22 protein-coding genes and 2 tRNA genes are annotated in these 22,154 nt (G+C 69.6%); 13 read left to right on the forward strand and 11 right to left on the reverse strand.

What is annotated here, in order from left to right; translation table 11 throughout:
• Window positions 1-24: 24 nt before the first annotated feature.
• Genes ABD332_RS52070 through ABD332_RS52090 form a run of 5 tightly spaced genes read left to right on the forward strand, consistent with a single transcriptional unit; the run spans window position 25 to window position 5,357 of the window.
• Complete coding sequence (locus tag ABD332_RS52070) at window positions 25-744, forward strand: TauD/TfdA family dioxygenase (protein WP_344513191.1); 720 nt, start codon at window positions 25-27, stop codon at window positions 742-744.
• The gene (locus ABD332_RS52075; protein ID WP_344513193.1) at window positions 741-1,703 is read left to right on the forward strand and encodes an AurF N-oxygenase family protein; all 963 of its coding nucleotides are present in this window, start codon (window positions 741-743) and stop codon (window positions 1,701-1,703) included. Before ABD332_RS52070 ends, ABD332_RS52075 begins: the two co-directional genes overlap by 4 nt.
• Window positions 1,700-3,004 (forward strand): KamA family radical SAM protein, encoded by a 1,305-nt coding sequence (locus ABD332_RS52080; RefSeq protein WP_344513195.1) that lies wholly within the window; start codon window positions 1,700-1,702, stop codon window positions 3,002-3,004. Before ABD332_RS52075 ends, ABD332_RS52080 begins: the two co-directional genes overlap by 4 nt.
• Entirely contained in the window at window positions 3,004-4,353 is a 1,350-nt protein-coding gene (locus ABD332_RS52085; RefSeq protein WP_344513196.1) for a mandelate racemase/muconate lactonizing enzyme family protein, read from the forward strand. Before ABD332_RS52080 ends, ABD332_RS52085 begins: the two co-directional genes overlap by 1 nt.
• A complete protein-coding gene (locus ABD332_RS52090) occupies window positions 4,350-5,357 on the forward strand; it encodes an Ldh family oxidoreductase (protein WP_344513198.1) in 1,008 nt (335 codons plus the stop codon). The genes ABD332_RS52085 and ABD332_RS52090 overlap by 4 nt, the downstream gene beginning before the upstream one ends.
• Here the strand turns inward: ABD332_RS52090 and ABD332_RS52095 are convergent.
• The 5 genes from ABD332_RS52095 to ABD332_RS52115 all read right to left on the reverse strand — a co-directional run bounded on the left by ABD332_RS52095 (window position 5,308) and on the right by ABD332_RS52115 (window position 9,501).
• Entirely contained in the window at window positions 5,308-6,258 is a 951-nt protein-coding gene (locus tag ABD332_RS52095) for an NAD(P)-dependent oxidoreductase (protein ID WP_344513200.1), read from the reverse strand. The two genes, ABD332_RS52090 and ABD332_RS52095, sit on opposite strands and share 50 nt — an antisense overlap.
• A complete protein-coding gene (locus ABD332_RS52100; RefSeq protein WP_344513202.1) occupies window positions 6,255-6,653 on the reverse strand; it encodes a hypothetical protein in 399 nt (132 codons plus the stop codon). Before ABD332_RS52100 ends, ABD332_RS52095 begins: the two co-directional genes overlap by 4 nt.
• A gap of 38 nt (window positions 6,654-6,691) precedes the next feature.
• Window positions 6,692-7,045 carry a hypothetical protein gene (locus tag ABD332_RS52105; protein WP_344513204.1) on the reverse strand — a complete coding sequence of 118 codons (354 nt, stop codon included), beginning with the start codon at window positions 7,043-7,045 and terminating at the stop codon, window positions 6,692-6,694.
• Between the two features lie 99 nt (window positions 7,046-7,144).
• A complete protein-coding gene (locus ABD332_RS52110; protein ID WP_344513205.1) occupies window positions 7,145-8,710 on the reverse strand; it encodes a sugar ABC transporter ATP-binding protein in 1,566 nt (521 codons plus the stop codon).
• 110 nt (window positions 8,711-8,820) lie between these two features.
• On the reverse strand, window positions 8,821-9,501 hold the full coding sequence (locus ABD332_RS52115) for a GntR family transcriptional regulator (protein ID WP_344513206.1): 681 nt from the start codon (window positions 9,499-9,501) through the stop codon (window positions 8,821-8,823).
• 85 nt (window positions 9,502-9,586) lie between these two features.
• Between ABD332_RS52115 and ABD332_RS52120 the strand changes: the two genes are divergently transcribed.
• Genes ABD332_RS52120 through ABD332_RS52130 form a run of 3 tightly spaced genes read left to right on the forward strand, consistent with a single transcriptional unit; the run spans window position 9,587 to window position 11,976 of the window.
• Window positions 9,587-10,333, forward strand: coding sequence for a sulfite exporter TauE/SafE family protein (locus ABD332_RS52120; protein WP_344513208.1), 747 nt, complete (start codon window positions 9,587-9,589; stop codon window positions 10,331-10,333).
• 46 nt (window positions 10,334-10,379) lie between these two features.
• Window positions 10,380-11,096 carry a fumarylacetoacetate hydrolase family protein gene (locus tag ABD332_RS52125; protein ID WP_344513210.1) on the forward strand — a complete coding sequence of 239 codons (717 nt, stop codon included), beginning with the start codon at window positions 10,380-10,382 and terminating at the stop codon, window positions 11,094-11,096.
• On the forward strand, window positions 11,083-11,976 hold the full coding sequence (locus tag ABD332_RS52130) for a polysaccharide deacetylase family protein (RefSeq protein WP_344513212.1): 894 nt from the start codon (window positions 11,083-11,085) through the stop codon (window positions 11,974-11,976). Before ABD332_RS52125 ends, ABD332_RS52130 begins: the two co-directional genes overlap by 14 nt.
• A gap of 152 nt (window positions 11,977-12,128) precedes the next feature.
• Here ABD332_RS52130 and ABD332_RS52135 read toward each other — a convergent pair whose 3' ends face one another.
• Window positions 12,129-13,310: a sugar ABC transporter substrate-binding protein gene (locus ABD332_RS52135; protein WP_344513214.1), complete on the reverse strand. Its 1,182-nt coding sequence runs from the start codon at window positions 13,308-13,310 to the stop codon at window positions 12,129-12,131.
• A 40-nt stretch (window positions 13,311-13,350) separates the two neighbouring features.
• Window positions 13,351-14,421, reverse strand: coding sequence for an ABC transporter permease (locus ABD332_RS52140; RefSeq protein ID WP_344513216.1), 1,071 nt, complete (start codon window positions 14,419-14,421; stop codon window positions 13,351-13,353).
• Between the two features lie 335 nt (window positions 14,422-14,756).
• Here ABD332_RS52140 and ABD332_RS52145 point away from each other — a divergent pair, with 335 nt between their 5' ends.
• Window positions 14,757-15,275, forward strand: a complete 519-nt coding sequence (locus tag ABD332_RS52145) for a transposase (RefSeq protein ID WP_344513218.1) — start codon at window positions 14,757-14,759, stop codon at window positions 15,273-15,275.
• 1,136 nt (window positions 15,276-16,411) lie between these two features.
• On the forward strand, window positions 16,412-16,924 hold the full coding sequence (locus tag ABD332_RS52150) for a tyrosine-type recombinase/integrase (protein WP_344513220.1): 513 nt from the start codon (window positions 16,412-16,414) through the stop codon (window positions 16,922-16,924).
• A gap of 51 nt (window positions 16,925-16,975) precedes the next feature.
• Here the strand turns inward: ABD332_RS52150 and ABD332_RS52155 are convergent.
• From ABD332_RS52155 to ABD332_RS52170, 4 genes are all read right to left on the reverse strand, one after another.
• Window positions 16,976-17,054: transfer RNA gene (locus ABD332_RS52155), tRNA-Thr, on the reverse strand.
• A 431-nt stretch (window positions 17,055-17,485) separates the two neighbouring features.
• A complete protein-coding gene (locus ABD332_RS52160) occupies window positions 17,486-18,391 on the reverse strand; it encodes a tyrosine-type recombinase/integrase (RefSeq protein WP_344513222.1) in 906 nt (301 codons plus the stop codon).
• Between the two features lie 542 nt (window positions 18,392-18,933).
• Window positions 18,934-19,959, reverse strand: a complete 1,026-nt coding sequence (locus ABD332_RS52165; protein ID WP_344513224.1) for a tyrosine-type recombinase/integrase — start codon at window positions 19,957-19,959, stop codon at window positions 18,934-18,936.
• 48 nt (window positions 19,960-20,007) lie between these two features.
• Window positions 20,008-20,081, reverse strand: a tRNA-Pro gene (locus ABD332_RS52170).
• A 94-nt stretch (window positions 20,082-20,175) separates the two neighbouring features.
• Between ABD332_RS52170 and ABD332_RS52175 the strand changes: the two genes are divergently transcribed.
• The 3 genes from ABD332_RS52175 (at window position 20,176) to ABD332_RS52185 (ending at window position 22,028) form a co-directional block, all read left to right on the forward strand.
• Window positions 20,176-20,586, forward strand: a complete 411-nt coding sequence (locus ABD332_RS52175) for a VOC family protein (RefSeq protein ID WP_344513226.1) — start codon at window positions 20,176-20,178, stop codon at window positions 20,584-20,586.
• A 96-nt stretch (window positions 20,587-20,682) separates the two neighbouring features.
• Window positions 20,683-21,135, forward strand: coding sequence for a response regulator transcription factor (locus ABD332_RS52180; protein ID WP_344513228.1), 453 nt, complete (start codon window positions 20,683-20,685; stop codon window positions 21,133-21,135).
• Between the two features lie 86 nt (window positions 21,136-21,221).
• A complete protein-coding gene (locus ABD332_RS52185) occupies window positions 21,222-22,028 on the forward strand; it encodes a hypothetical protein (protein WP_344513230.1) in 807 nt (268 codons plus the stop codon).
• Window positions 22,029-22,154 lie beyond the last annotated feature (126 nt).

The raw sequence follows: 22,154 nt of genomic DNA on the forward strand, positions 1-22,154 counted from the left end.
GGCTACGTCATGGAGTGGACCTGAATGCTTGCCTCCGCCGCGCTGGCGGCCGACGGGTTCGCCGTGCTCGGCCCGGTCGACGGGGTCGAACACGCCACTGCCCTCCTCGGCCGGCTCGGCGTGCTGGTCGGCCAGTACGACGGCAACCTGACCCACGAGGTGACCTACCGCCCCGGCAACGAGGGGCGGGCCTACTCCCAGAGCGTCAACACGATCCGCGCCCACACCGAGGCGCCCGGCTGGCGTCCCAGCCCGAAGTACCTCGCGCTGTACTGCCACCGCCAGGCCCGCTGCGGCGGCGGCGACACCGACCTGCTCGACGTCGAGACGCTGCTACCACGGCTGACCGACGCCGAGCGGACGCTGCTGACCGGCGCCGAGCTCGACTTCCCGGGACCGGCGCACGCCACCGGCGGGGCCGGGCCCGTGCGCGGCCCGATGCTGTCGGGTCGCGCCAGCGAGCCGCGCGTGCTGCGCTTCAGCTACAACCTGCTCACGACCGGGGAGTACGACCCGCCGCTGGACAGCCGGCCCGGCCCCGCGCGGCTGCCGCTCGGCGCCGCCGGCGCCGTCCTGGCGGCGCGCGTCAGCGAGCTGTTCGCCGAGCACCGCCTCAGCGTGCTCATCCCGGAGCACGCCGTGCTCGTCTGGGACAACCGGCGGATGCTGCACGCGCGTTCGCGGTACACCGACACGCAGCGGCACCTGACCCACTTCTTCCTCAACGAGCGGGGCGTGGCATGACCGGCCTGCCCTCGTACGACCCGGCGGACCCGGTCGAGAGCGCCGTCATCGCGCGGCTGGCCGGCAACTGGCCGCGCCGGGCCACCGTGAAGCGGGACGAGCCCGACCTCGACGCGCTGTTCGACGTGCAGCGGCCCGACTACCCCGAGGCCATCGTGCCGTTCCGCGACCACGATGTGTGGCGCGCGCTGCCCGAGTCCACCCGCTCGACGCTGCTGAGCTGGGCCTGGGTGGCCTACAACCGGCACACCGTGCTCGCCGAGCAGCGGGTGGCCAACCCGGCGTTCGCCCTGGTGATGGAGGGCGAGTTCCCGGGGCTCGGCGGCCAGGCGATGGAGATCGCGCTGGCCCAGGCGATGGTCGACGAGCAGTACCACACGCTCATGCACATCAACGCCAGCGCGGTCACCCGCCGGCGCCGGGGCCTCGCGCTGCCCGACGCGGCGCTGCCCGAGTCGCACACCGCCCGGGTGCACCAGCAGCTGCGTGACGCCGCGCCCGAGCGGTGGCAGCGCAGCCTCACGACGCTGGCGTTCGCGACGGTCTCCGAGATCTCCATCAACGCCTACCTCGACCTGCTCGCCGACGCCGAGGACATCCAGGTGATCAACTCGACCACGGCCAAGCTGCACAACCGTGACGAGTACTGCCACGCCTCGATCTCCGACAAGCTCGCGAAGATCGTCTACGACACGCTGGACGCTCCGCAGCGCCGGTACTTCCTCGACGCGCTGCTGGCCGGCCTCGACGCCTTCGTGGCGACGGACTACACGACCTGGGAACGGATCCTGGAACTGGAGCAGGTGCCGGACCGCGACCGGATGGTGGCCGAGGTGCGCGACGACCGGTCGCGGGCCCGGCTCGTGCGCGACTACACCGGCCTGCACTCGCTCATGTCCGACCTCGACGTACTCGGCGACGTGGACTTCGACTGGGACAAGGCGGTGGTCAACCCGTGACCGGCACCACGCAGCCGCCCGCGTTGCGAAGCGTCTCCGGGCAGCGGCTCGCCGCGCTGGTCGCGGACCGCACGAGCGACTCCGGCCTGGCCCGTGACGCCGACGTCGTCTCCCGGGTCCTGCCGTTCAAGGTGAGCTCCTACGTCGTGGACCATCTCATCGACTGGGACCGCGCCGCGGACGACCCGATGTACCGGCTGGTCATCCCGCACCGGGACATGCTCGACCCGGCCGACTACGCGCTCGTCGCCGCGGCGCTGGACAGCGGCGACGCGCAGGCGCTGCGAATCAGCGCCGACAAGGTGCGCGACCGGCTCAACCCGCACCCCGGCGACCAGCTGACCCGCAACGTGCCCAGCGACGACGAGCTCGACGCCTGGGGCCTGCAGCACAAGTACGCCGAGACGGTCCTCGTCTTCCCCCGGCAGGGACAGACCTGCCACAGCTACTGCGGGTACTGCTTCCGCTGGGCCCAGTTCGTCGACCGGGGCGACCTGAAGCTCGCCGTGCCGGGGCCGCAGGTGATGACCGAGTATCTGCGGCGCCACCGGCAGGTCACCGACGTGCTGCTCACCGGCGGCGACCCGCTGGTCATGCGCACTGACCTGCTGGCCCAGTACGTCGAGCCGTTGCTCACCGACGAGCTCGACCACGTGCGCACGATCCGCATCGGCACCAAGGCGCTGTCGTTCTGGCCGTACCGGGTGCTGCCCGGCCCGGACGGCGACGCGCTGCTGCGGCTGCTGGAGCGCGCCGTCTCCGCCGGCCGGCACGTGGCCCTCATGCTGCACTTCTCGCACCCGCGCGAGCTGAGCACCGAGCCGGTCCGCCAGGCGCTGCGGCGGCTGGCCGGGACGGGCGCCGTCCTGCGGGCGCAGGCCCCGCTCGTGCGCCACGTCAACGACGAGCCGGACACCTGGGCCACGATGTGGCGCGAACAGGTCCGCCACGGCATCGTGCCCTACTACATGTTCGTCGAGCGGGACACCGGCGCCCGCCGGTACTTCGGGGTGCCCCTCGCCCGGGCCGCCGACGTGTACCGCGAGGCGGTGCGGCAGGTGTCTGGCCTGGCCCGCACCTCGCGGGGCCCGGTGATGTCCGCGTCGCCGGGCAAGGTCTGCGTCGACGGCGTCGCCGCGTTGCCGTCCGGGCCGGCGTTCGCGCTGCGGTATCTGCAGGCTCGCGACGCCGACCTGGTCGGCCGGCCGTTCTTCGCCCGCTTCGACCCGCTCGCCGAGTGGTGGGACGAGCTGCGCCCGTACGGCCCGGCCGACGTACCCTTCTTCGGCCGGACCGGCTGATGCGCCTCGACCTGCATTTAGTCCGCATGGTGGACCGGGACGTGTGGCGCTGCGCCCGGGAGGAGATCCCCGAGCACCACGCGGTCCTCGTCCAGCTCACGGCGGACGGATGCGGCGGCTGGGGCGAGGCGTCGGCGTTCATGACCGACACCTACCGCTCCGGCGTGGCGCACGTCGTCGACCGGCTGCGGCAGGCCGAGCCGCTCCTGCACGACGCCGACCCGGCCGCTCCGCAGCGCCTGTACCGGCGCCTGCGGCCGGTCCTGCGCGACTGCCCGTTCGCGCTGGCCGCCGTGGACGTCGCCGCGCACGACCTGGCGGCGCGGCTCGCCGGCCGGCCGCTCCACGAGCACCTGGGGCTGCCATCGCCGCAGGGGCGTGCGTCGGCGTACAGCATCGGCCTCGCCTCGCTGCCGGAGATGGTGGCGAAGCTGCGCGCCGCGCCGGGTTGGGACCTGTACAAGGTGAAGCTGGCCCGGGCCGACGACCTCGACGTGCTGCGGGCGCTGCGCGAACACACCACCGCACCGTTCTGGGTCGACGGCAACGCGTGCTGGGAGCCGTCCGCGCTCTTCGCGGTCCTGGACCGGCTGCCGCAGCTCGGCGTCGTCGCGGTCGAGCAGCCGTTCGGCGTACCGGACGGGGCGGCGCACCGCGAGGCGCGCCGCCGCAGCCCGGTGCCCGTCTTCGCCGACGAGTCCGTCACCGGCCCGGCCGACCTCGACACCACCGCCGGGCAGTTCGACGGGGTCAACATCAAGCTGCTCAAGGCCGGCGGCCTCACGCCGGCCCTGGCGATGCTGCGCCGGTGCCGGACCGAAGGGCTGGCGAGCATGCTCGGCTGCCTGCCCGAGTCGTCGGCCGGCGCCAGCGCCACCGCCCACCTGGCCGGCCTCGCCGACCACCTGGACCTGGACACCGTGGCTCTGCTTGCCGCCGACACCGGCACCGGGGTACGGCTCGACGACCACGGCCGCGTCGGGCTCGCCGCCGGCCCGGGGACCGGGTTCGAACCCGATCGCGCGGGCGAGGCGTGGATCGTCTGGCCCGTGACCGCGGCCCGGACCGCGGACCTGTGGCGCCGCACCGGGCCGCCGGGCGACGCCCGCCAGCTGGGGGTCGTCCGCGACGGGACGGTCGTCGCCGCACTCGGCGTCGCCGAGGACCCGTCCCCCGACGGCACCGCCCGCTGGCGGCTGTACGGCCCGGTCACCACGACCGCCGCCCGGGACGGGGGCTACGCCACCGCGCTGCTCGACCGGGCCCGGCACGACCACACCGGCGGCATGTGGGCACCCGCGGCCGGCGGCGCCGGCCACACCATCAGCACTACGGGGGAGCAGGAATGACCGGCGGGAGACGGCCCGCCGCTGGGCCCTGGGGCGACCCCGAGCGGGTCCGCCGCGTCGCCGGGGAGGCGCTGCGCCGCCGCGGCGTCACCGCCGCCGACGAGATCGTCGCGACGCTGGTGGAGACCTCGCTGCTCGGCGTCCACACGCACGGCATCCGGCTGCTGGCGGCGTTCCTCGACGAGCTCGACCGTGGCGTCGCCGACCCGGCGGCCGAGCCGGCGATCGCCGCCGACAGCGGGCCCGTCGTGCGGCTCGACGCCCGCCGGGCGCTGGGCGTCCTCGCCGGGCTGCGCGCCGCCGGACTCGCGGCCGAACGCGCCGACCGGTACGGGGTCGGCGTCGTCGGCGTCAACAACTCGAACCACTTCGGCGCGGCCGGCCACTACGCCCGGCAGATCGCCGCCGCCGGTCACCTGGCCGTCGTCACCACGTCGGCGGCGAGCCGGGTCGCGCCGTTCGGCGGGGTCGAGCCGCTGTTCGGCACCAACCCGCTCGCCGTCGCCTACGGGCCCGAGTTCTGCCTGGACATGGCGACCAGCCAGGTGTGCTTCAACGAGATCAAGGAGCGCCGCCGGGCCGGACGCCCGCTGGAGCACGGCTGGGCCGTCGACGCCGACGGCCGCGGCACCACCGCTCCGGACGAGGCGACCGCCCTGTCCCCGCTGGGCGGATACAAGGGCCAGGGGCTGGCGATGGCGGTCACGATGCTTACCGCCGTGCTGGTCGGCGGCGCGCTCGACGCCGAGATGGAGCATGACAGGAGCCCGGTAAACCGAGAGGTTTACGCCGGGATCCGTGGGAGCCGGAGGGTGAGACCCCCTCCGGCCACCCGACAAGGCACTCTCGCTGTCTATTCGCCGATCACCACCGCCCCGGTCCACGGATCGAGGCTAAGTGGTCATGCCCGTTCGCGGGCCCATCGGCAGAGCCGGCGGAACGACACTCATCAGCTCAGGATGTTGCGTGAACGTATGGAGCAGTTGCCTCCGGAATGGGGCTGAGGACCGATCCGTCCTCGCCGACGAAGCTCGCCAGGTAGGTGGCTGCCATGTCGGAATCTCCGTACCCGGCAGCCGAGAGCCGCTCGTAGCGACTCAGCCCCGCGCGTGTGCAGTCGACGACGACCCCGTGTCGTTCGGCTGCCCGGAGCACGATGTGCGCATCCTTGATCGAGTTGTCCACGGTGAAGGACGCCGCGTAGTCGTTGTCGATGATCACCGACGCCTTGCCCCGCATGAAGCCGCAGTCGAGTGGCCCTCCGGCCATCGCATCGACGACGAGCTGAGGCGCCACCCCGAGCGCGGTAGCCATCGCGAGCGCTTCACCCACCGCGTGGGTGAGCCCCGCCACGTAGGTGTGGGTCGCGATCTTCAACCGGCTGGCGGTCCCCTGCGAGGAGGTCTCGGCAACCCACAGCGTGCGCGATCCGATGGCGTCGAACACCGGTTGCACCACCGGCCGGAGAAGAGGGTCGGCGGCGCAGATGACGAGGAGCGTGCCGTCCTCGGCCGGCTTGCGCGTGCCCTGCACCGGAGCGTCGACGAAACGGAGAGCGTGCGAGTCGGCGAACGCGACCAGGTCGTCGACCCGTTCACCGACCGTGCTGGCCTGGATCCAGACGGCCCCCTCCGGCATCGACGGCAGCGCGGCACCCATGGCGGACAGGACCGCATCGGCGTCGGTGAGGATGGTCAGGACGACGTCCGCGTCCGCGACCGCCTCGGCGGCCGAGGCAGCGACGAGCACGCCGTGGTCAGCGAGTGGCTCGGCCTTCCCCGGGGTCCGGTTCCACGCGCTGACGGCGAAGCCGGCCTGTGCCAGGTTGGCGGCGATCGGCTGCCCCATGATGCCGATCCCGAGGACGGCTACCCGGGTCCGGTTGTCGGTGGCGTGCGTGCTCATCGTGGTGTCCTTCGTGACGTCGTGGGTGATGGGTCAGGGCGGTACCGGCGCCCCACCAGCAGCAGGCCTCCGGTGATGGCGAGGTTCGAGACGAATCCGGTCCGGTGGGCGAAGCGCTGCGCCGGGTCGCTCTCGTTCCAGAAGGCGTGACCGACGACGTTCGTGGGCTGCAGCAGCGCGGCCAGCGCGAGCGCGGACAGGCGTGGGGCGAGGCCCGCCGACAGCGTCAGTCCGCCGAGCACCATCGCCGCGGCGTTGCCCCGGACGAGACCCGCGCTGATGCCCGGCGACGACACTCCTACCCGCGAGAGCGCTACCTCCAGCCGTCGGGCCGGCACGTCGGGGCGGAGCAGGACGAACGCTCCCCCGTGCACGAAGATCGATCCCAGCAGCACACGCGCCAACCTCTCCCGACCTGGCGAGGAGCTGGTCCTCAAATCCATCCCTCTTCGTCAGGGTTCCGGTACTGCATGAACTCGACGACGGCGCCCTCGAACAGGATGAACGCGATCTGGGCGAACCCGTCGCCGATCTCGAACGGACCCATCAGCAGCTCGTGGCCGACCAGCGCCTCCTGGAGATCGGCGACGCGGTAGGCGACGTGCGGCTCGTCCCGCACGGGCGCGGGCACCGGGGTGTCGGGCTCGTAGCGGAGCCACTCGATGTTGGCGGGATGGTCACGCGGGCTGGTCAGCCACACGCGGGTTGCCTCGACGAAGATCTCGCCCTCGCGTACGACCGACGTCGGGATGCCGACGTGGTCGAAGGTGTGTCGTTCGAGCCTCATGGCTTCACTCGCTTTCACGAAGTCCGGATCGCTCCTGCCTGGTAGGAGTTGCGGCCTCAGCGTATGCATTGCATGCATTGATGTCAAGGGTCGGCCCCGCTACTGAGGGACGTCCGATCGATAGCAGTGCTCAACGATCCGCTCCTCCGTGAGGTCCGCACCTGAGAGCTCGGCCGCAGGGCGGCCGTGACGCATCACGACGACGCGGTCGCACAGGTGGGCCAGATCCTCGTACTCCGCGCTCGCGAGCAGGATCGCCATGCCGCTGTCGACGGCGTTCCGCAGCAGCTCGAAGATCGCCTTGCGCGCTCCCAGGTCGACACCCTGGGTCGGCTCGTGAAGGATCAGGATGCGAAGTCCGGGCACGTTGAGCCACTTGGCGAGTAACGCCTTCTGCTGGTTCCCACCACTCAGGGTCGCCAGCGCTCGATCCTGCGAACCTCGCGGTCGCACGTCGACGGCGTCCAGCAGCGCCGTCACGTCCCGACGCTCACCAGCGTGATCCAACGTGCCGCAGCGGAAGTAGCCGCCGAGCACCGGGATCGTCACGTTCTCTTTCAGCGTGGCCGACTGGATGCCGCTGTCGCGTTGCCGGTTGGCGGGGACGAGTCCGACGCCGAGCTCGATGGCCGTGCGCGGGTTCAGCGACCGGCACACCGTCCCGTCGATCCTGATCGTCCCGGAACTCGACGCCTGACCACCGAACGCCAGGTACGCGATCTCGTCGTGACCCATGCCGACCAGGCCGGTGACGCCCAGCACCTCGCCCTCGTGGAGGGTGAACGAGACGTCGGCCACCGGTCCACCGCAGAGTCCGCGGACCTCCAGGACGGGCTTGTCCCGCGCCGCGCGGGCGTTGTTCGGGTAGACGCTGTCGAGATCCTTGCCGATGATCGCCCTGATCAGCGCGCTCTCGGTGGTCTCCTCCGTCTTGTACGTTCCGACGAGGTGGCCGTCACGCAGGACGGACACACGGTCGCTGAGCTCCTTCACCTCGTCGAGGCGATGGGTCGAGAAGACGATGGCAACGCCGGTCTCCCGCAGTCGGCGAACCGCCACGAACAACCGCCGGATCTCGGGCGGCGGCAGGTAGGCGGTCGGCTCGTCGAGCACGAGCAGGGTCGGCCGCTCACCCGGCCGGGACTGCAACCCCCGGATGATCGCGACGATCGCCTTCTCGGCCTGCGACAGGCGCTCGCACGGCGTGTCCGGAGACATGTCCACGCCGAAGTCACGGAGCAGCTTCGCGACGAGGGCCCGCTCCTGGCTCCACCGGATCCGGCCTGCGTACCCGGTCGCGAAGTGACCGACCCGCACGTTCTCCAGGATCGAGAGCGACCCGGCGATGCCGAGGTCCTGGTGCACGAAGCGGAATCCGAGGCCGTTCACCGCACCTGGGTGGAGGGGAAGGGGAATGAGCTTCCCACCGACCTCCAGGGTCGCGCCGCCGTCCGGCTCGTGGTACCCGGCAAGGATCTTGAACAACGTCGACTTGCCGGACCCGTTCTGGCCGACGAGCGCATGGATCTCACCAGCGGCAAGGTCGAGGCTGACGCCCGAGAGAGCCCGGGTGCCTCCGAACGTCTTCGAGACGTTCTTGACCGACAGACCTGGCCCGTGCTCTTGGTCCTGCGAGGCCTCGACCATTGCGCGCACCATCGACATGTCTCCTCCTGGCAACGGAAACCGACTCTACCCCATCAGTGTATGCAGAGCGTGCAGTGTGCGCGAGCATGCACGGCACAGTCGTCCCCGCGACGGGGACTCGTCCGGGATCAGGCGTCGGTCGAGGTGCCGGCGCTCTTGTGCAGCAGGACCCGGTACGCCGCTTCGATGTGCGCCACGGCAGCCTGCCGGGCAGCACCGGAGTCTCCGGCGCGGATCGCGGAGACGATCGCGCGGTGCTGCTCGGTGATGGAGGCCGCCCAGACCGGGTCGGACAGGTTGGAAACCGTCGACACCGCGATGCGGTCCCACACCCGGTGCAGAGCGTCCTCCAGGAAGGCGTTGCCTGCCGTCGCCCCGATGGCGCGGTGGAGATGCAGGTTGGCGCGAGCCGCGGCTCGCGCGTCTCCCGCGACCACCGCGACCTCGACGGCGTCCGTAGCCTTGTCCAGCTGGTCGAAGACGGCGGGCGCGACGGCGCCGGCGGCCTGGCGCTCGGCGGCCAGCTGTGCCGCCAGGCCCTCCAGGTCGGCACGCAACACGAAGATCGCGGCCGCATCGACCTCATTCAGGGCCGCAACGGCGACTCCGCGCGCGGTCGGCACGACCAGGCCCTCCGCCAGCAAGCGGCCGATGGCTTCACGCACCGGCGTCCGGCTGACACCGAGATCGGCTGCCAACGCGACTTCCATCAGCCGCTGCCCCGGACCGTAGTCACCGTTCGCGAAGCGACTCCGGAGCTCGGCATAGACCGCGTTGGAACTGCTCGCCGGGAGCTGACTGGTCGACACGAGGTCGAAGTATACAGCGCACACACTCTCCGGCCACCGCCGCCAGCATCTGTTGTATACTTTGCATACGAGAATGGAGAAGCGCATGGACCTGTTCGGCGGAGCCGCCCTCGCTTGTGCTGGTCTGCTCGCCGGGGCGGTCAACGGTGTAGCCGGAGGCGGGACCCTGATCGCCTTCCCGGCGATGCTGGCCGTGGGCTATCCGCCGGTGTCCGCCAACGTCGCGAGCGCGCTCGCGACACTCCCGGGGTACGTCGGCGGCCTGGTCGGCTACCGGGCCGAGCTGCGCCGCCAGCTCCGCGCGGCGCGCGTGCTCGCGATCTCGAGCATCGCCGGCGCAACCCTCGGCGCGACCATGCTCCTCTCGCTGCCGCCCGAGGGCTTCGCGGTGGTGGCGCCGTTCCTCGTGCTGACCGCGGTCGCCGCCCTCGCCCTCCAGGGTTTCGTGGCTCGCCGGGCGGGCGACCGCGGCCGGGCGCCGCGGCCGCGGGCCATGCAGGCGGCTCAGCTCGCCGTGTCCGCGTACGGCGGCTACTTCTCGGCCGGCCTGGGAGTGATGCTCCTGGCCGCTCTGCGCACGTTCAAGGACGACGACCTGCACGAGCTGAACGCACTCAAGGGCGCCTTGTCGCTGCTGATCGGCCTGGTATCGGGCACCTGCTTCATCGCCTTCGGGCCGGTCGAGTGGGGACCCGTGGCGGTCATGTCGGCGGCCGGCCTGGTGGGCGGGCGGATCGGCGTCCGCTTCGCGCGACGGCTGCGGCCGGCGGTGCTGAACCGACTGATCATCGCGACGGGTCTCGTCCTGTCGATCGCGCTGCTCCTGAGGTGAACCAGGTTTTCGAGTTCAACCAACCCCTACACAGAAAGCGCTGCCCATGACAATCACCACCCACCTGTGGTCGCTTCCTCGGTCCTCGGTGCCGGTCGTCGGCACGAGTGACCGCTACCCGGTCCGCCGGATCTACTGCGTCGGCCGCAACTACCTCGACCACATCCGCGAGATGGAGGAGGGAGATGAACGCGACGACCCGTTCTTCTTCCAGAAGCCCACCGACGCGGTCGTCCAGGACGGCGGCTCGGTGCCGTACCCGCCGCACACGTCCGATCTCCAGTTCGAAGGGGAACTCGTCGTCGCCATCGGCACGGAGGGCTCCGCCATCCCGGTCGAGCGTGCCTGGTCCTACGTGTTCGGACTGGCCGCCGGCATCGACCTCACCCGGCGCGACCAGCAGAAGCTGTCGCGTGACCGCGCCCATCCCTGGGAGGCCGGCAAGTCCTTCGACCACTCGGCCCCGTGCGGGCCGATCGCGCCGGTCACCGAGGTGGCGGTGCCGTTCGACGGGATGCTGCGTCTCCTCGTCAACGGTGAGGAGCGCCAGAACACAGCGCTCTCGCTGATGATCTGGAACGTCCCCGAGATCATCAGTCACCTGTCGCACTCCTACCACCTGATGCCGGGAGACCTCGTCTACACCGGCACCCCGGCAGGCGTCGCGCCGGTCCTCCCCGGAGACACGGTCAGGGTGGAGATCACCTCGCTGCCGTCCCTGGCCGTCACCATCTCCGAGGGGGCCCGCCATGCGTCCGAGTGAGCGGATCGCCTTCGATCCCATCCAGGGTCGGGCACCGCTGACGCTGCCCGGCGACGCCCGGGTGGCGGTCTGGGTCATCGTGAACGTCGAGACCTGGTCGGACTCCGAGCCGATGCCACGCACGGTACTCACCCCTCCCGCGGGCGGCGTACCGGTGCCCGACGTCCCCAACTGGGCCTGGCACGAGTACGGCAACCGGGTCGGGTTCTGGCGGATGCTCAAGGCGCTGGACCGTCAGCAGATCGACGTCGCTCTCGCGATCAACGGCCAGGCGATCGAGCACTACCCGCAGATCGCCCAGGCCGCGAAGGAACGCGGGTGGGAGTTCATCGGTCACGGCTTCACGCAGAAGAACATGCAGAAGGTCGAGGACGAGCGGCACGACATCGCCAGCACGACCGCCGCGATCGAGAGGTTCGTCGGGTCTCCCCCGCGCGGATGGCTGGGCCCGGGACTGACCGAGACGCTGGAGACGCCCGACATCCTCGTCGAGGAGGGATACGACTACGTCTGCGACTGGGTGCTGGACGACCAGCCCGTACTCCTCCGGACGCGCACGAGGCCCATCGTCAACATCCCGTACACCCAGGAGTGCAACGACGTCGCGATGATGCTCATCCAGCACCACCCGGCGCGTGAGTACTACCAGCGGGCCGTCGACCAGTTCGACCAGTTGTACACCGACTCGGCGGACGGCGGCCGGGTGATGGCCCTGGTCGTCCACCCCTACATCATGGGCGCACCACACCGGCTGGCGTACTTCGAGCGAGCGCTGCAGCACATCCGATCGCACGCGAACGTCGCCTTCACCACGGGGTCGAAGATCCTCGACGCCTCGGGTCTGGGCGCGGCCGCACGGACGGCGCCCGCGATCGCCTGAGGCCCGCACGCACCGCACGCACCCGAACCCGCTGGCCCGCGTCGCTAGGGTCAGCGGGTTCGCCGGTTCCCGGACCTGCAGCGGGCACGAAACAGGGCCCCGCCGCGGTGCGACGGGGCCCACGCGACCCTCGGACGAGGGCCGCCCTCGGCTCAGCTCAGTTCCCAGAGCTTCTTGTACTCGCTCCGGTAGTCGGCTCCCTTGAACAAGGCGTCCTCCGAAGACGTGTCGATCCCCTCCAGGTTCTCCTTGTCGAACAGCTTGATCGGGACCTCGCTGACGGCCGGCGGCTCGCCGAGCATCGCGCGAAGCGCCCGGTCGAAGGCGGCCCAGCCCTGCCAGGTGTTCGAGGCACCGACGTCGACGACCTGGACGTCACCGTTCTTGATCAGGTCGAGGTTGGCCTTGACACCGTTGATGCTGCCGATCCGGATCGAGTCGCCTTTGCCGGCCTGCCTGACCGCCGACGCGGCGAAGACGGCTTGCCCGTCGAAGGCCGGGAACACCCAGTTGGTGTCAGGCTTGCGCTTGAGCTCGGACTGGACCTGGGTCGGGACCTGGGTCTTGAAGGTCGCGACCTGGGAGTTGATCGTCGCGACCGAGCAATTCGACGAGCAGTACTCCTCGATGCCCGACTCGACACCGCTCCTCAGCTTCTCGAGCTCGACGAACTCGGGCACGTGGCTGAACACCGCGCGTACCGGCCCCGGGGTGTGCGCGACGGCGTAGGCGGCCAGCAGCTTGCCGGAAGCGACATAGTCGAACGTGGCCGCACCCGCGGTGCCCTCCTGAGGGCTCTCATGGGCGTCGATCGTGGAGACGCCGATGACCGGAATCTTCGCGGACTGGGCCTCCTTGAGCGCACCGCTCACGAAGCTCGACCTGATCGAGATCAGGGCTATGGCGGCGGCCTTGGTGCCGATCGCCTGTTGGATGCCCCGGTTGTACTCCTTCGTCGAGCCCTTGCCGTCGAACACGACCGCGTCCAGACCGGCAGCCGCCGCGGCCTCCTTGTAGCCGTTCGCCACGGTCTGCATGAACGGGATGGAGAGGTCCGAGGGAATGATCCACACCGTCTTGCCCTTCAGCGACGTGATGTCGATGGGCTTGCCGGGGGGAATGAACGTCAGGTCGCCGCTGTACTTCGCCACGAACGCCTTCGCCTCGCTCCCGTGCGCGGCCGAGACACCCGGGCCGTCGCTCGGCCCCGAGGCAGAGCTGTCGCAGGCGGTGAGCGTCAACGCGGACGCCGCGGCAGCGGCGAGGACGGCGAGCCAGCGACTCGTGCGAGTCCGGGCTCTTGGGGCGGTGGGAGCGGTCGTCGGTTGAATCACAGTGCCGCCTCTCGGGTTCGGGTGTTGCAGGGGTCCTTGGTCATGACTGGTTCGGTCGCTGCACAATGCGGGCGAACGTGACCGCAAGCACCAGTGCAGAACCGTTGAAGACCTGTTCGAGCCAGCCCGCACCCCCGAGAAGCTGCAGTCCGGTCACACCGACCACGAGGACGTACACGGCGACCACGGTCCCCCATGCATTCATCCGGCCGGGTTTGATCGTCGTGGCGCCCAGGAACGCCGCGGCGAAGGCCGGCAGCAGGTACGTGCCGCCGATGTTGGGATCGGCACTACCGAGCGTGCCGAAGGTCAGCACGCCGGCAAGACCGCTCACGGTCCCGGTGACGATGAAGGCTCCCCACCGGATGGCGTCCACCCGAAGGCCACTGAGCCGGGCCACTTCCCGGCCCTCGCCGGTGAAGTAGACGTAACGGCCCAGCGGCGTGTGCTCGTAGACGTACCAGGCGATCGCGGCGAGCGCCATGCCGTAGTAGACGGGGTAGGGTAGGCCGAAGAGCTGGTCGGCGCTCAGGTCGACGAGCAGTTGCGGCGCTCCCGAGATGACCTGCTGGTGGCTCACCGCCAGGGTCAGTCCCGTCAGGATGGTGCTGACGCCCAGGGTCGTGATGAGCGAGCTGATGCCGAGTCGTACGACGAAGAACCCGTTGATCGATCCGACGACGGTGCCGGCGACGACCCCGGCGAGCACGGCGGGAACGGTCGACCAGCCGTGCTCGACGCTCAGCACCGCCGTCAGGGTGGAGCTGAAGCCGAGCACGGCGCCGAACGACAGGTCGAACTCGCCCACGGCGAGCGTCGCGGTGAGCCCCAGCGTGAGGACGATCAACACGGCCTGGGTACCGGTGATCGTCCTCAGGTTGGCCACCGTCGGGAACGTCTCCGGGAGCAACAGCGAGAACAGGACGACCATCGCGACCAGGACGAATACGACCATGTAGCGATAGGTGAAGGCAGCGACCCGCGCGGACGAGAACCGCGTCGTCGCTCCGGCGGCCGCCGGAACCGGGCCGGCGTCCGCCTCGTGTGCGGTGTTCGCGGCCGTCGGCGTCATGACCGACCGCCCGAACTCTTGTTGTCTGCTGAACAGCACATCGTCGTCTCCCTTCGCTGGCAAGTCCACGCCGCGTCGAACCCGGGACTCATCGGAATATACCCAGTGCATGCACTGCGTACAAGAAGCGAGGACGAGCGGCCTCGGCAGATCCGGATGGCGGCTGGTCGCGGGAACGACAACGGGCCCGCACTCCTGTGGGGTGTCTTTACTTCGCTTCAGTGCCTAAGCTGGACTTCTATGCGGCCCGTTCGTACTCGTTGACGAGGCCGCCGAGGATCGGTCGGCGTTTGATCCGTTCGTGGGTCAGGTCGGCGACGAGGCGTTCAGACCGGGGTGGCTGCAGTTCCAGGGCGCGATGAGGCCTCCAGCAGGTGTTCGCCCGCCGGGTCAAACCCCTCCGCGACACCACCCCGAAACCCCTGCCCGGCACCGGCCAGCTTGCCCTCGACCTGCAACAGCAGGCTGCGGGCTGGCGCTACGAAGCCTTCGCCACCAACAGTCCGGCCGCCGGACCCCGCGAAGACGCCGGCGAGGTCGCCGCCTGCCTCGACGGCCGCCACCGCGTCCACGCCCGGGTCGAGGACCATTTCAAGGAAGGCAACACCACCGGCGCCGACCGGCTGCCCTCCCAAAGCTTCGCCACCAACACCACCTGGTACCGCACCCACGCCATCGCCTGCGACCTCATCGCCTGGCTGCAACTGCTCGCCTGCGATGGTCACCAGGCCCGCGCCGAACCAGCCACCCTGCAATACCAGGTATTCCACACCCCGGCCACCCTCACCCGCGGCGGCCGACAACGCCGCCTCAACTTCCCAGCCCACTGGCCATGGACCCACCACATCCAGGCGATCTTCACACGGCTCCTCGCGATCCCCGCCCCAACCTGACCCTCACACCCCCGCAGAACCGACCACGCACCCCACCGCCTGGAGAACGGCGCCCACCGAGGCGACACTCGGCACCACCGGCCGCCCACCGCCGAAAACCAACACCCACCACCCGCAGCCATCCACATACGTCAACGTATTCAAGATCCTGAAACGTCGAGGCATAGCCGATACCATCGACCATATTCGAGACCTGGCGAGACGGAGGTCGGGATGACGAGACGAGACCACCATGCCGCGACAGAAGTCATTGGGCACAGCCGCGAGACGAGACAGCCCTCGCTCGCGGAGCGAGACACACGAATCCGAGTCTCGACCGCATGTCCCCGGTGCAGCCGGGCCGATGGCGTCTCGCCCGTCTCGGCAATTCACGCGGCCGGCAGTCATATCGCTGATATCCGTGTCTCGCATTCGGCTGCGGGTCGCGCTGCCGGCTGGAGTCGGGGTCGAGCATCGATCCACACCGCACTCGCCGCGAGACTTCAACCACCGACCGCGTTGCCGTCGTGGCGTCGTCCAGCGTTCGCAGCCGGCGTCGCCGGACTCTTCGGGTTAGTCGCCCTCGCCGACTCGGTCGGGCCGGGACGCGCCGGCTCGACGGGACCTTTGGCCGTGTTCTCGGTGGTTGCGCTGGTTGCGTTCAGTGCACTGGCATTCGTTCGGCGCCATCGCTCCGTCGCCGATCGACCTGCGATGGATCGAGCGATGGACCTGTGGCGACGTGCGCGATGGTGCGCCCATTGCGGCATTGCCGAGAGAAGCCGATCGGTCTCGACCTCGATGGCGGATGGCTGCACACCCGCAAGCAAACAGAGCGCCGCAAGTGGCAGCATGGGTGCAAGGACCAGCGCGCATGCGCTCGCCCGCACTGCCGGACGGCGGCGTGCCCGGCGCGATGGGGACACGGGTGCGGCAGGCCGCCGGCGGCCTGCACGAAGCACCGGGCCGACCGGTGTCCGAAGCGGCGGCCGGCGGACTCGTGTCGGCGGCATCGCGACCTGCGCAACTGCGTGAAGGTGTGCCCACCCGACTGCGCCGGTCACGCGGACCGATGCCCGAAGCGCACTGGCGGCGGCATCCGGCTCGTCGACACCAAGACGGAAGCCGGACGCCGCCGGGCCGCACTCGCCCCGCAGATGCTCACGAAGCTGCGGGGGCACAAAGCCGAGCAGGACGCGGAACGTCGGGCCGCGGGTGAGCACTGGGAAGATCACGACCTGGTCTGGTGTCAGCTGGACGGCAGCCCGATCGACGCCGGCACGGACCGCCGGGAGTGGAAGGCGATTCTCAAGCTCGCCGGTGTCCGGGACGCCCGAATACACGACGGGCGGCACACCGCTGCGACGATGCTGCTCCTGCAGGGCGTGGATGAGCAGACTGTCATGGCGATCATGGGCTGGTCGGACCGCCGGATGGTCCAGCGCTATCAGCACGTGATCGACGAGCTGCGCGTCGAAGCGTCGCGCCGCCTCAGTGAGCTCCTGTACGGCCCGGAGGAGGTTCCGGCACCCAAGCCGAAGAAGAAGAGCAAGAAGGCCAGCAAGCAGCAAAAACGCAAGAACGTCAATATAGATAAGGCTAGTTATGCAACCACACCTGCAACCAGGCCAGGCGAGGCCAAGATCATTCCGTTCCAGCGGTCGGCGTAGGCGTCCACGGAAAGCACCCCCCACCTGCGGTGGAGGGCGCTGCGTTGCCAGAGCCGCCTAACGGAATCGAACCGTTGACCTATTCATTACGAGTGAATAGGTCATGGCCATACCGATCCCGACCAGCGACGCCGCCCTCACCGCCACCACGAGGCAATGCGACTCACGATGTGGGCAGACCCCCTCTAGCGCCGTCCTCGGTGGAAATGCGCCAAGATCGAATTGTTGCAAACCAGCACATCATCTCGGCTCGGCTCCGACCATCAATGTTGATCATCAGCTGCTGTTAGGCGACGGCGTCTGGCTCGAGCGGAGCGTTCCGCGAGTTGCAGCATGTAGGCGCGTCGTGCGTGGGCCGCCATGGCGGTCCGGGTCTCCTCGGGTAGGACGCCGAGCGGGTCCACCTGCCGTTCGAACCGGGCCAGGAACGCGTTGGTGGCCGGGGTGGTGCGGGCGGTCCGGTCGCTGGTGTTCGCCCAGGAGGCGTGCGCGGCGATTCGAGCGCGGCGAACACGTTGGTGCGGGCTCAGGCTTTCGCGTCGCGGCTTGGTGGTGTCGTGGTCAGACACGTTCGCCGATGCCGATCCGGGACTGGATCTGCTGTGCGCGTTCGGCTGCGGCGCTCGCGCCGTAGTGCCGTGGCATGTCCTCTGACGTCCAGCCGAGTAGCAGCATCAGGTCGCCGGTGTCCCCGCCAGCGAGCTTCCATTCGTGGGCGTAGTTGTGCCGCCACCGGTGCGCGTGGACGCCGGACACCCCGCCTTGGACACCGCGCCGGCGCAGCATCAGCTTCACGCCGTTCGCCGAGAGCGAGTGCCCGCCCCGCTCGGCGAGCCACAGCGCCGGCAGCGAGAACCCGATGTGGCGGGCGCGGGCGCGGAGGTAGCGGCTCAAAGCCCGGCCGGTTCTCGGCCCGAACCTCACCCGCCGGTCCTTGCTGCCCTTGCCCCGGTAGTGGATCGTGTCGGCGTCCATGTTGACGTCGTAGACGCGCAGGTTCGCGACTTCCGACAGCCGAGCGCCGGTGTTGTACAGCATCCGGACGATGGCCTCGTCGCGCAGGTTGACGAACTGGGTTCCCTTGCAGGCGTCGAGGACCCGCTTGGTGTCGTCGTCACGGATGATCGGGATCAGCTTGGTCGGGGTCTTCGGCTGCCGTACCCGTTCCATCGGCGAGCGGGCGATCTCCTCGTCCTCGGCGAGCCACTTGAAGAACTGCTGCAACCCCTTGTACTTGTTCAGCGCGGTCGCCGCCGACCGGGTCTGCACCATCCACGCCTGAAACTCCTCGACAGCCGCCCGGTCGACGACGGTCGGATCATCCGCCGCACCGGCAGTGTCGTCCTGCTCACCGAGGTACCTCGCCAGCTGTATGGCGGCCAAGAGGTAGTTGTAGCGGGTCGTGTCGGGGTGGTTCGCCGCGCGCAGGGTGCGGTCCCAGTCGCGCAGATAGCTCGACCAAACCATCGGTAGACCGTCGGTCAACTTCTGCAGATCGATTGTCACCGTCCACTCCCCCCGTTCCGGCGTGGTGATCCTTGCCGGTCCGAGCATCGCCCACGCGCCGCCGGAAATGGAACGTGTCGTCAGGTGTCACCAGGTGTCACCTGTTGCCAGAGCGGGCCCACGGAACCCCGGCGTCCCATACACGACGCAGGCACGACAGTTGCAATACCCTGCGCGGCTGCGCCATGTTCGGCACCCGTCCATTACACGCGGCGGTAGAGCGTTTACCTGCGCCGCGGTCCCTGCCACCCAGGCCATTCGACCATCGGCCTACAGGTCTCCACTGCCTGACCGACCGGCTGCAGTGGCGCACGGACTTCCCGAGGCACATAGTCACCAACCACTCGCACGAGCCACCGCACCGCTTCCAGCGGAGGTCGCCGGCCTGCCGACCGAGATCGGCGAGGCCGCGACCCACCCTGCTCACCGTTGGATCTGATGGTGAGCGAACGGAGGCGGTCCAGGCGGACCGTGTCGGCGAGGAGCCGCCTCCGCTGGAGCGGTCAGACGCGTTCGCCGATGCCGAACTGCGCCTGGATCTCTTGCGCTCGCTCCGCGGCGGCGCTGGCACCGTAGTGCCGCGGCATGTCCTCGGACGTCCAGCCGAGCAACAGCATGAGGTCGCCGGTGTTGCCGCCGGCGCGGTGCCATTCGTGGGCGAAGTTGTGCCGCCACCGGTGCGCGTGGACACCATCCAGACCGGCGGCGAGCCCGAGCCGCTTGAGCCGGATCTTGATGCCGTTCGGCAGCAACGGCCGGGCCCCGCGCTCAGCCAGCCACAGGTTCGGGACCTGCTCGACATCGCGGCGCTTCGCCCGCGCCCGCAGATACCGGCTCAGCGCCCGGGCGGTCTTCGGCCCGAACCGCACCCGCCGGTCCTTCGCGCCCTTGCCGTGAAACCGCACCGACTCGGTGTTCAGGTCGAGGTCGGTCAGCAGCAGATTGCCGACCTCCGACAGGCGTGCGCCGGTGTTGTAGTACAGCCGGATCAACGCCTCGTCGCGAAGGTTCACGAACGCCTTGCCCTTGCACGCGTCGAGCAGCTTCTTCGTGTCGTCGTCGCGCATGACAGGGATGAGCTTCTTCGGCGTCTTCGGCTGCTTCACCCGGTCCATCGGTGAGCGGTCCATCTCGTCCTCATCGACGAGGTACTTGAAGAACTGCTGCAGGCCCTTGTGTTTGTTCAAGGCGGTCGCGGCGGAGCGGGTCTCGATCACCCACGCCTGGAAGTGCTCGACGTGCGCCTTCGTCACGTCCGTCGGATCCTCGGCCGCGTCGACAGCGTCAGGGTCCGGGGAATGCTCGCCGAGATACCGGCCGAGTTGCGCCGCAGCGAGCAGATAGTTGTAGCGGGTGGTCTCCGGATGGTTGGCGGCGCGCAGGGTCCGGTCCCAGTCGCGGAGGTGTCCGGGCCAGTCGCCGGCGAGGCCTTCGGTGAGCTTTTCGATCTTGAGCAGGGGCATCTCGTCACCCGTCGAGTCAAGGGGTCCAACAGCGGCGTGCTCGACCTCGACGAACTGCTCACACACGAAAAAAGGGCCTCCGCAGGCTTGTGACCTGCGAAAACCCTTGCGCTGTCGGGACGGCGGGATTTGAACCCACGACCCCTTGACCCCCAGTCAAGTGCGCTACCAAGCTGCGCTACGTCCCGTGCAACCGGACTCGTCCGGAGCAGCCGCTACAGACTAGCGCATAGGGTTACCGCCGCGCGCAGGAGTATCCCCTGTCCCAACTACGGTGGGGGGATGCGGCTGGATCTGGTGACGGTGGTGGTGGAGGAGTACGACCCGGCGATCGTCTTCTTCACCGAGGTGCTGGGGTTTGCGCTGGTGGAGGACTCGCCGGCGACGACGACCAACGGGGCGGCGAAGCGGTGGGTCGTGGTGCGGCCGCCGGGTGGGGGGACGGGGTTGCTGCTGGCGCGGGCAGACGGGGAGCGGCAGCGGGAGGCGGTCGGGGACCAGGTGAAGGGAAGGGTGGGGTTCTTCCTGCGGGTGGACGACTTCCGGGCGACGTTCGAGCGGCTGGAGGCGGCCGGGGTCACGATCGTGCGGCCGCCGCGGGACGAGGTGTACGGGCAGGTCGCGGTCTTCGAGGACGTCGCCGGCAATCTGTGGGATCTGCTGGGGCCGCCGGCGGTGGGGGAAGCGCAGTGACGTAGCGCACACAACCGGTCGGCAAACGGAAAGGCCGCTGAAGCGCAGCCGGGTGCGGTGAACCTGATGGTCTCAACCCGTTGCAGGAGGTTCCCGATGAACACGGCCATCGCGTCCGAAGCGCAGACCGCCCGGATTCTCGTCGTCGACGACGACCCGGATCTGCGGGGCATGGTGGCGTACAAGCTGGTGAAGGCGGGCTTCGAGGTCATCGAGACCGACAACGGGCTGGCCGCGGTCGACGCCGCGGTCGCCTGCCTGCCCAACCTGGTGATCCTCGACATCATGATGCCGGGGCAGGACGGGCTCACCGCGTGCGAGCAGCTGCAGGCGGACCCGGAGACGGCGCAGATCCCGGTGATGCTGCTGTCCGCGCTGTCGCAGCCGGACGTCGTACGCAGCGGCGTGATGGCGGGGGCGGTGCACCACATGGTCAAACCGTTCAGCCCGGAGGCACTGCTGCGCAGCGTGCAGTCGCTGCTGCGGGTGCACCCGACGCCGGTGGACCCCAACACGGGCCACGATCTGGGCCGCAGCTATCAGTGGTGACCGAACGTGTCTGTCGTAAAAGCGCAGTCAACGTATCGACAGCGTGATCACGTGCTCTCTTCAAGTAACCACACTTGGAGGGCACCATGGGATACCTCACCCCACCGGTGGACGCTCCGCAGCGTCCCGGCAAACCGCAGGATCAGGCCGACGAGAACCTGAAGGCCAGGATCCTCTACCTGCGCTCCTTCCTGCTGATGCGCACCCTGATCGGCGTCATGGGCATTCTGCTGCCGGTGACGCTCCTGCTCGGCGACGGCTTCCTGTTCGAGGGAGGGAAGCCGCGGGGGTCGCTGAGCGCGTACTACTACTCCGGCATGCGCGACATCTTCGTCAGCTGCCTGTGCGTGACCGCGTTCTTCCTGATCTTCTACAAGTTCTTCGAGCGGAACCTGGAGAACACGCTCAGCATCGTCGCCGGCGTGACGGCGGTGGGTGTGGCGCTGTTCCCGACGGGGCGGCCGGGCGGCGGGACGGTGCCGCTGTCGCCGTTGCAGGAGAAGCTCGGCGAGCAGACGGTGCAGAGCGTGCACTACGTGTGCGCGGCGACGTTCATCCTCTGCCTGGGCGTGATCAGCTACTTCTTCGGCCGCCGCGAGGGTGCCAGGTCGCAGCACCGCGACGGGCACCTGGCGCGGTTCTCCCCCGCGTTCTGGCGGTCGTTCCACTACGCGTGCGCGGCGGGGATCGCCCTTGCCGTGGTGTACATCGCGGTGACCCAGGTGTTCCACACGCTCGACGCGTACAGCCTGATCATCGGCGAGACGGCCTCGGTCCTGTGCTTCGGCGCGTCGTGGCTGGCGAAGGGCCTGGAGCTGGACGTCCTGACCAGCGCGTCGGCGGCCCAGGACCAGATCGAGGCGGGCACGACCGAGGAAACGGCAGCAGCCTAGGTGCGTAACGGTGCGCCGCTCAGCTGAGCGGCGCACCTGTCGAAGTCGCGGGCATGGGACTCATGATCTTCGCCGGGCTGGTCGTCGTGGCGGTGGCCGCCGAAGCGTTGCTACCGCGGCGGGAGC

Origin of the sequence: Dactylosporangium maewongense (assembly GCF_039531485.1) — a bacterium.
Classification (GTDB): Bacteria; Actinomycetota; Actinomycetes; order Mycobacteriales; family Micromonosporaceae; genus Dactylosporangium; species Dactylosporangium maewongense.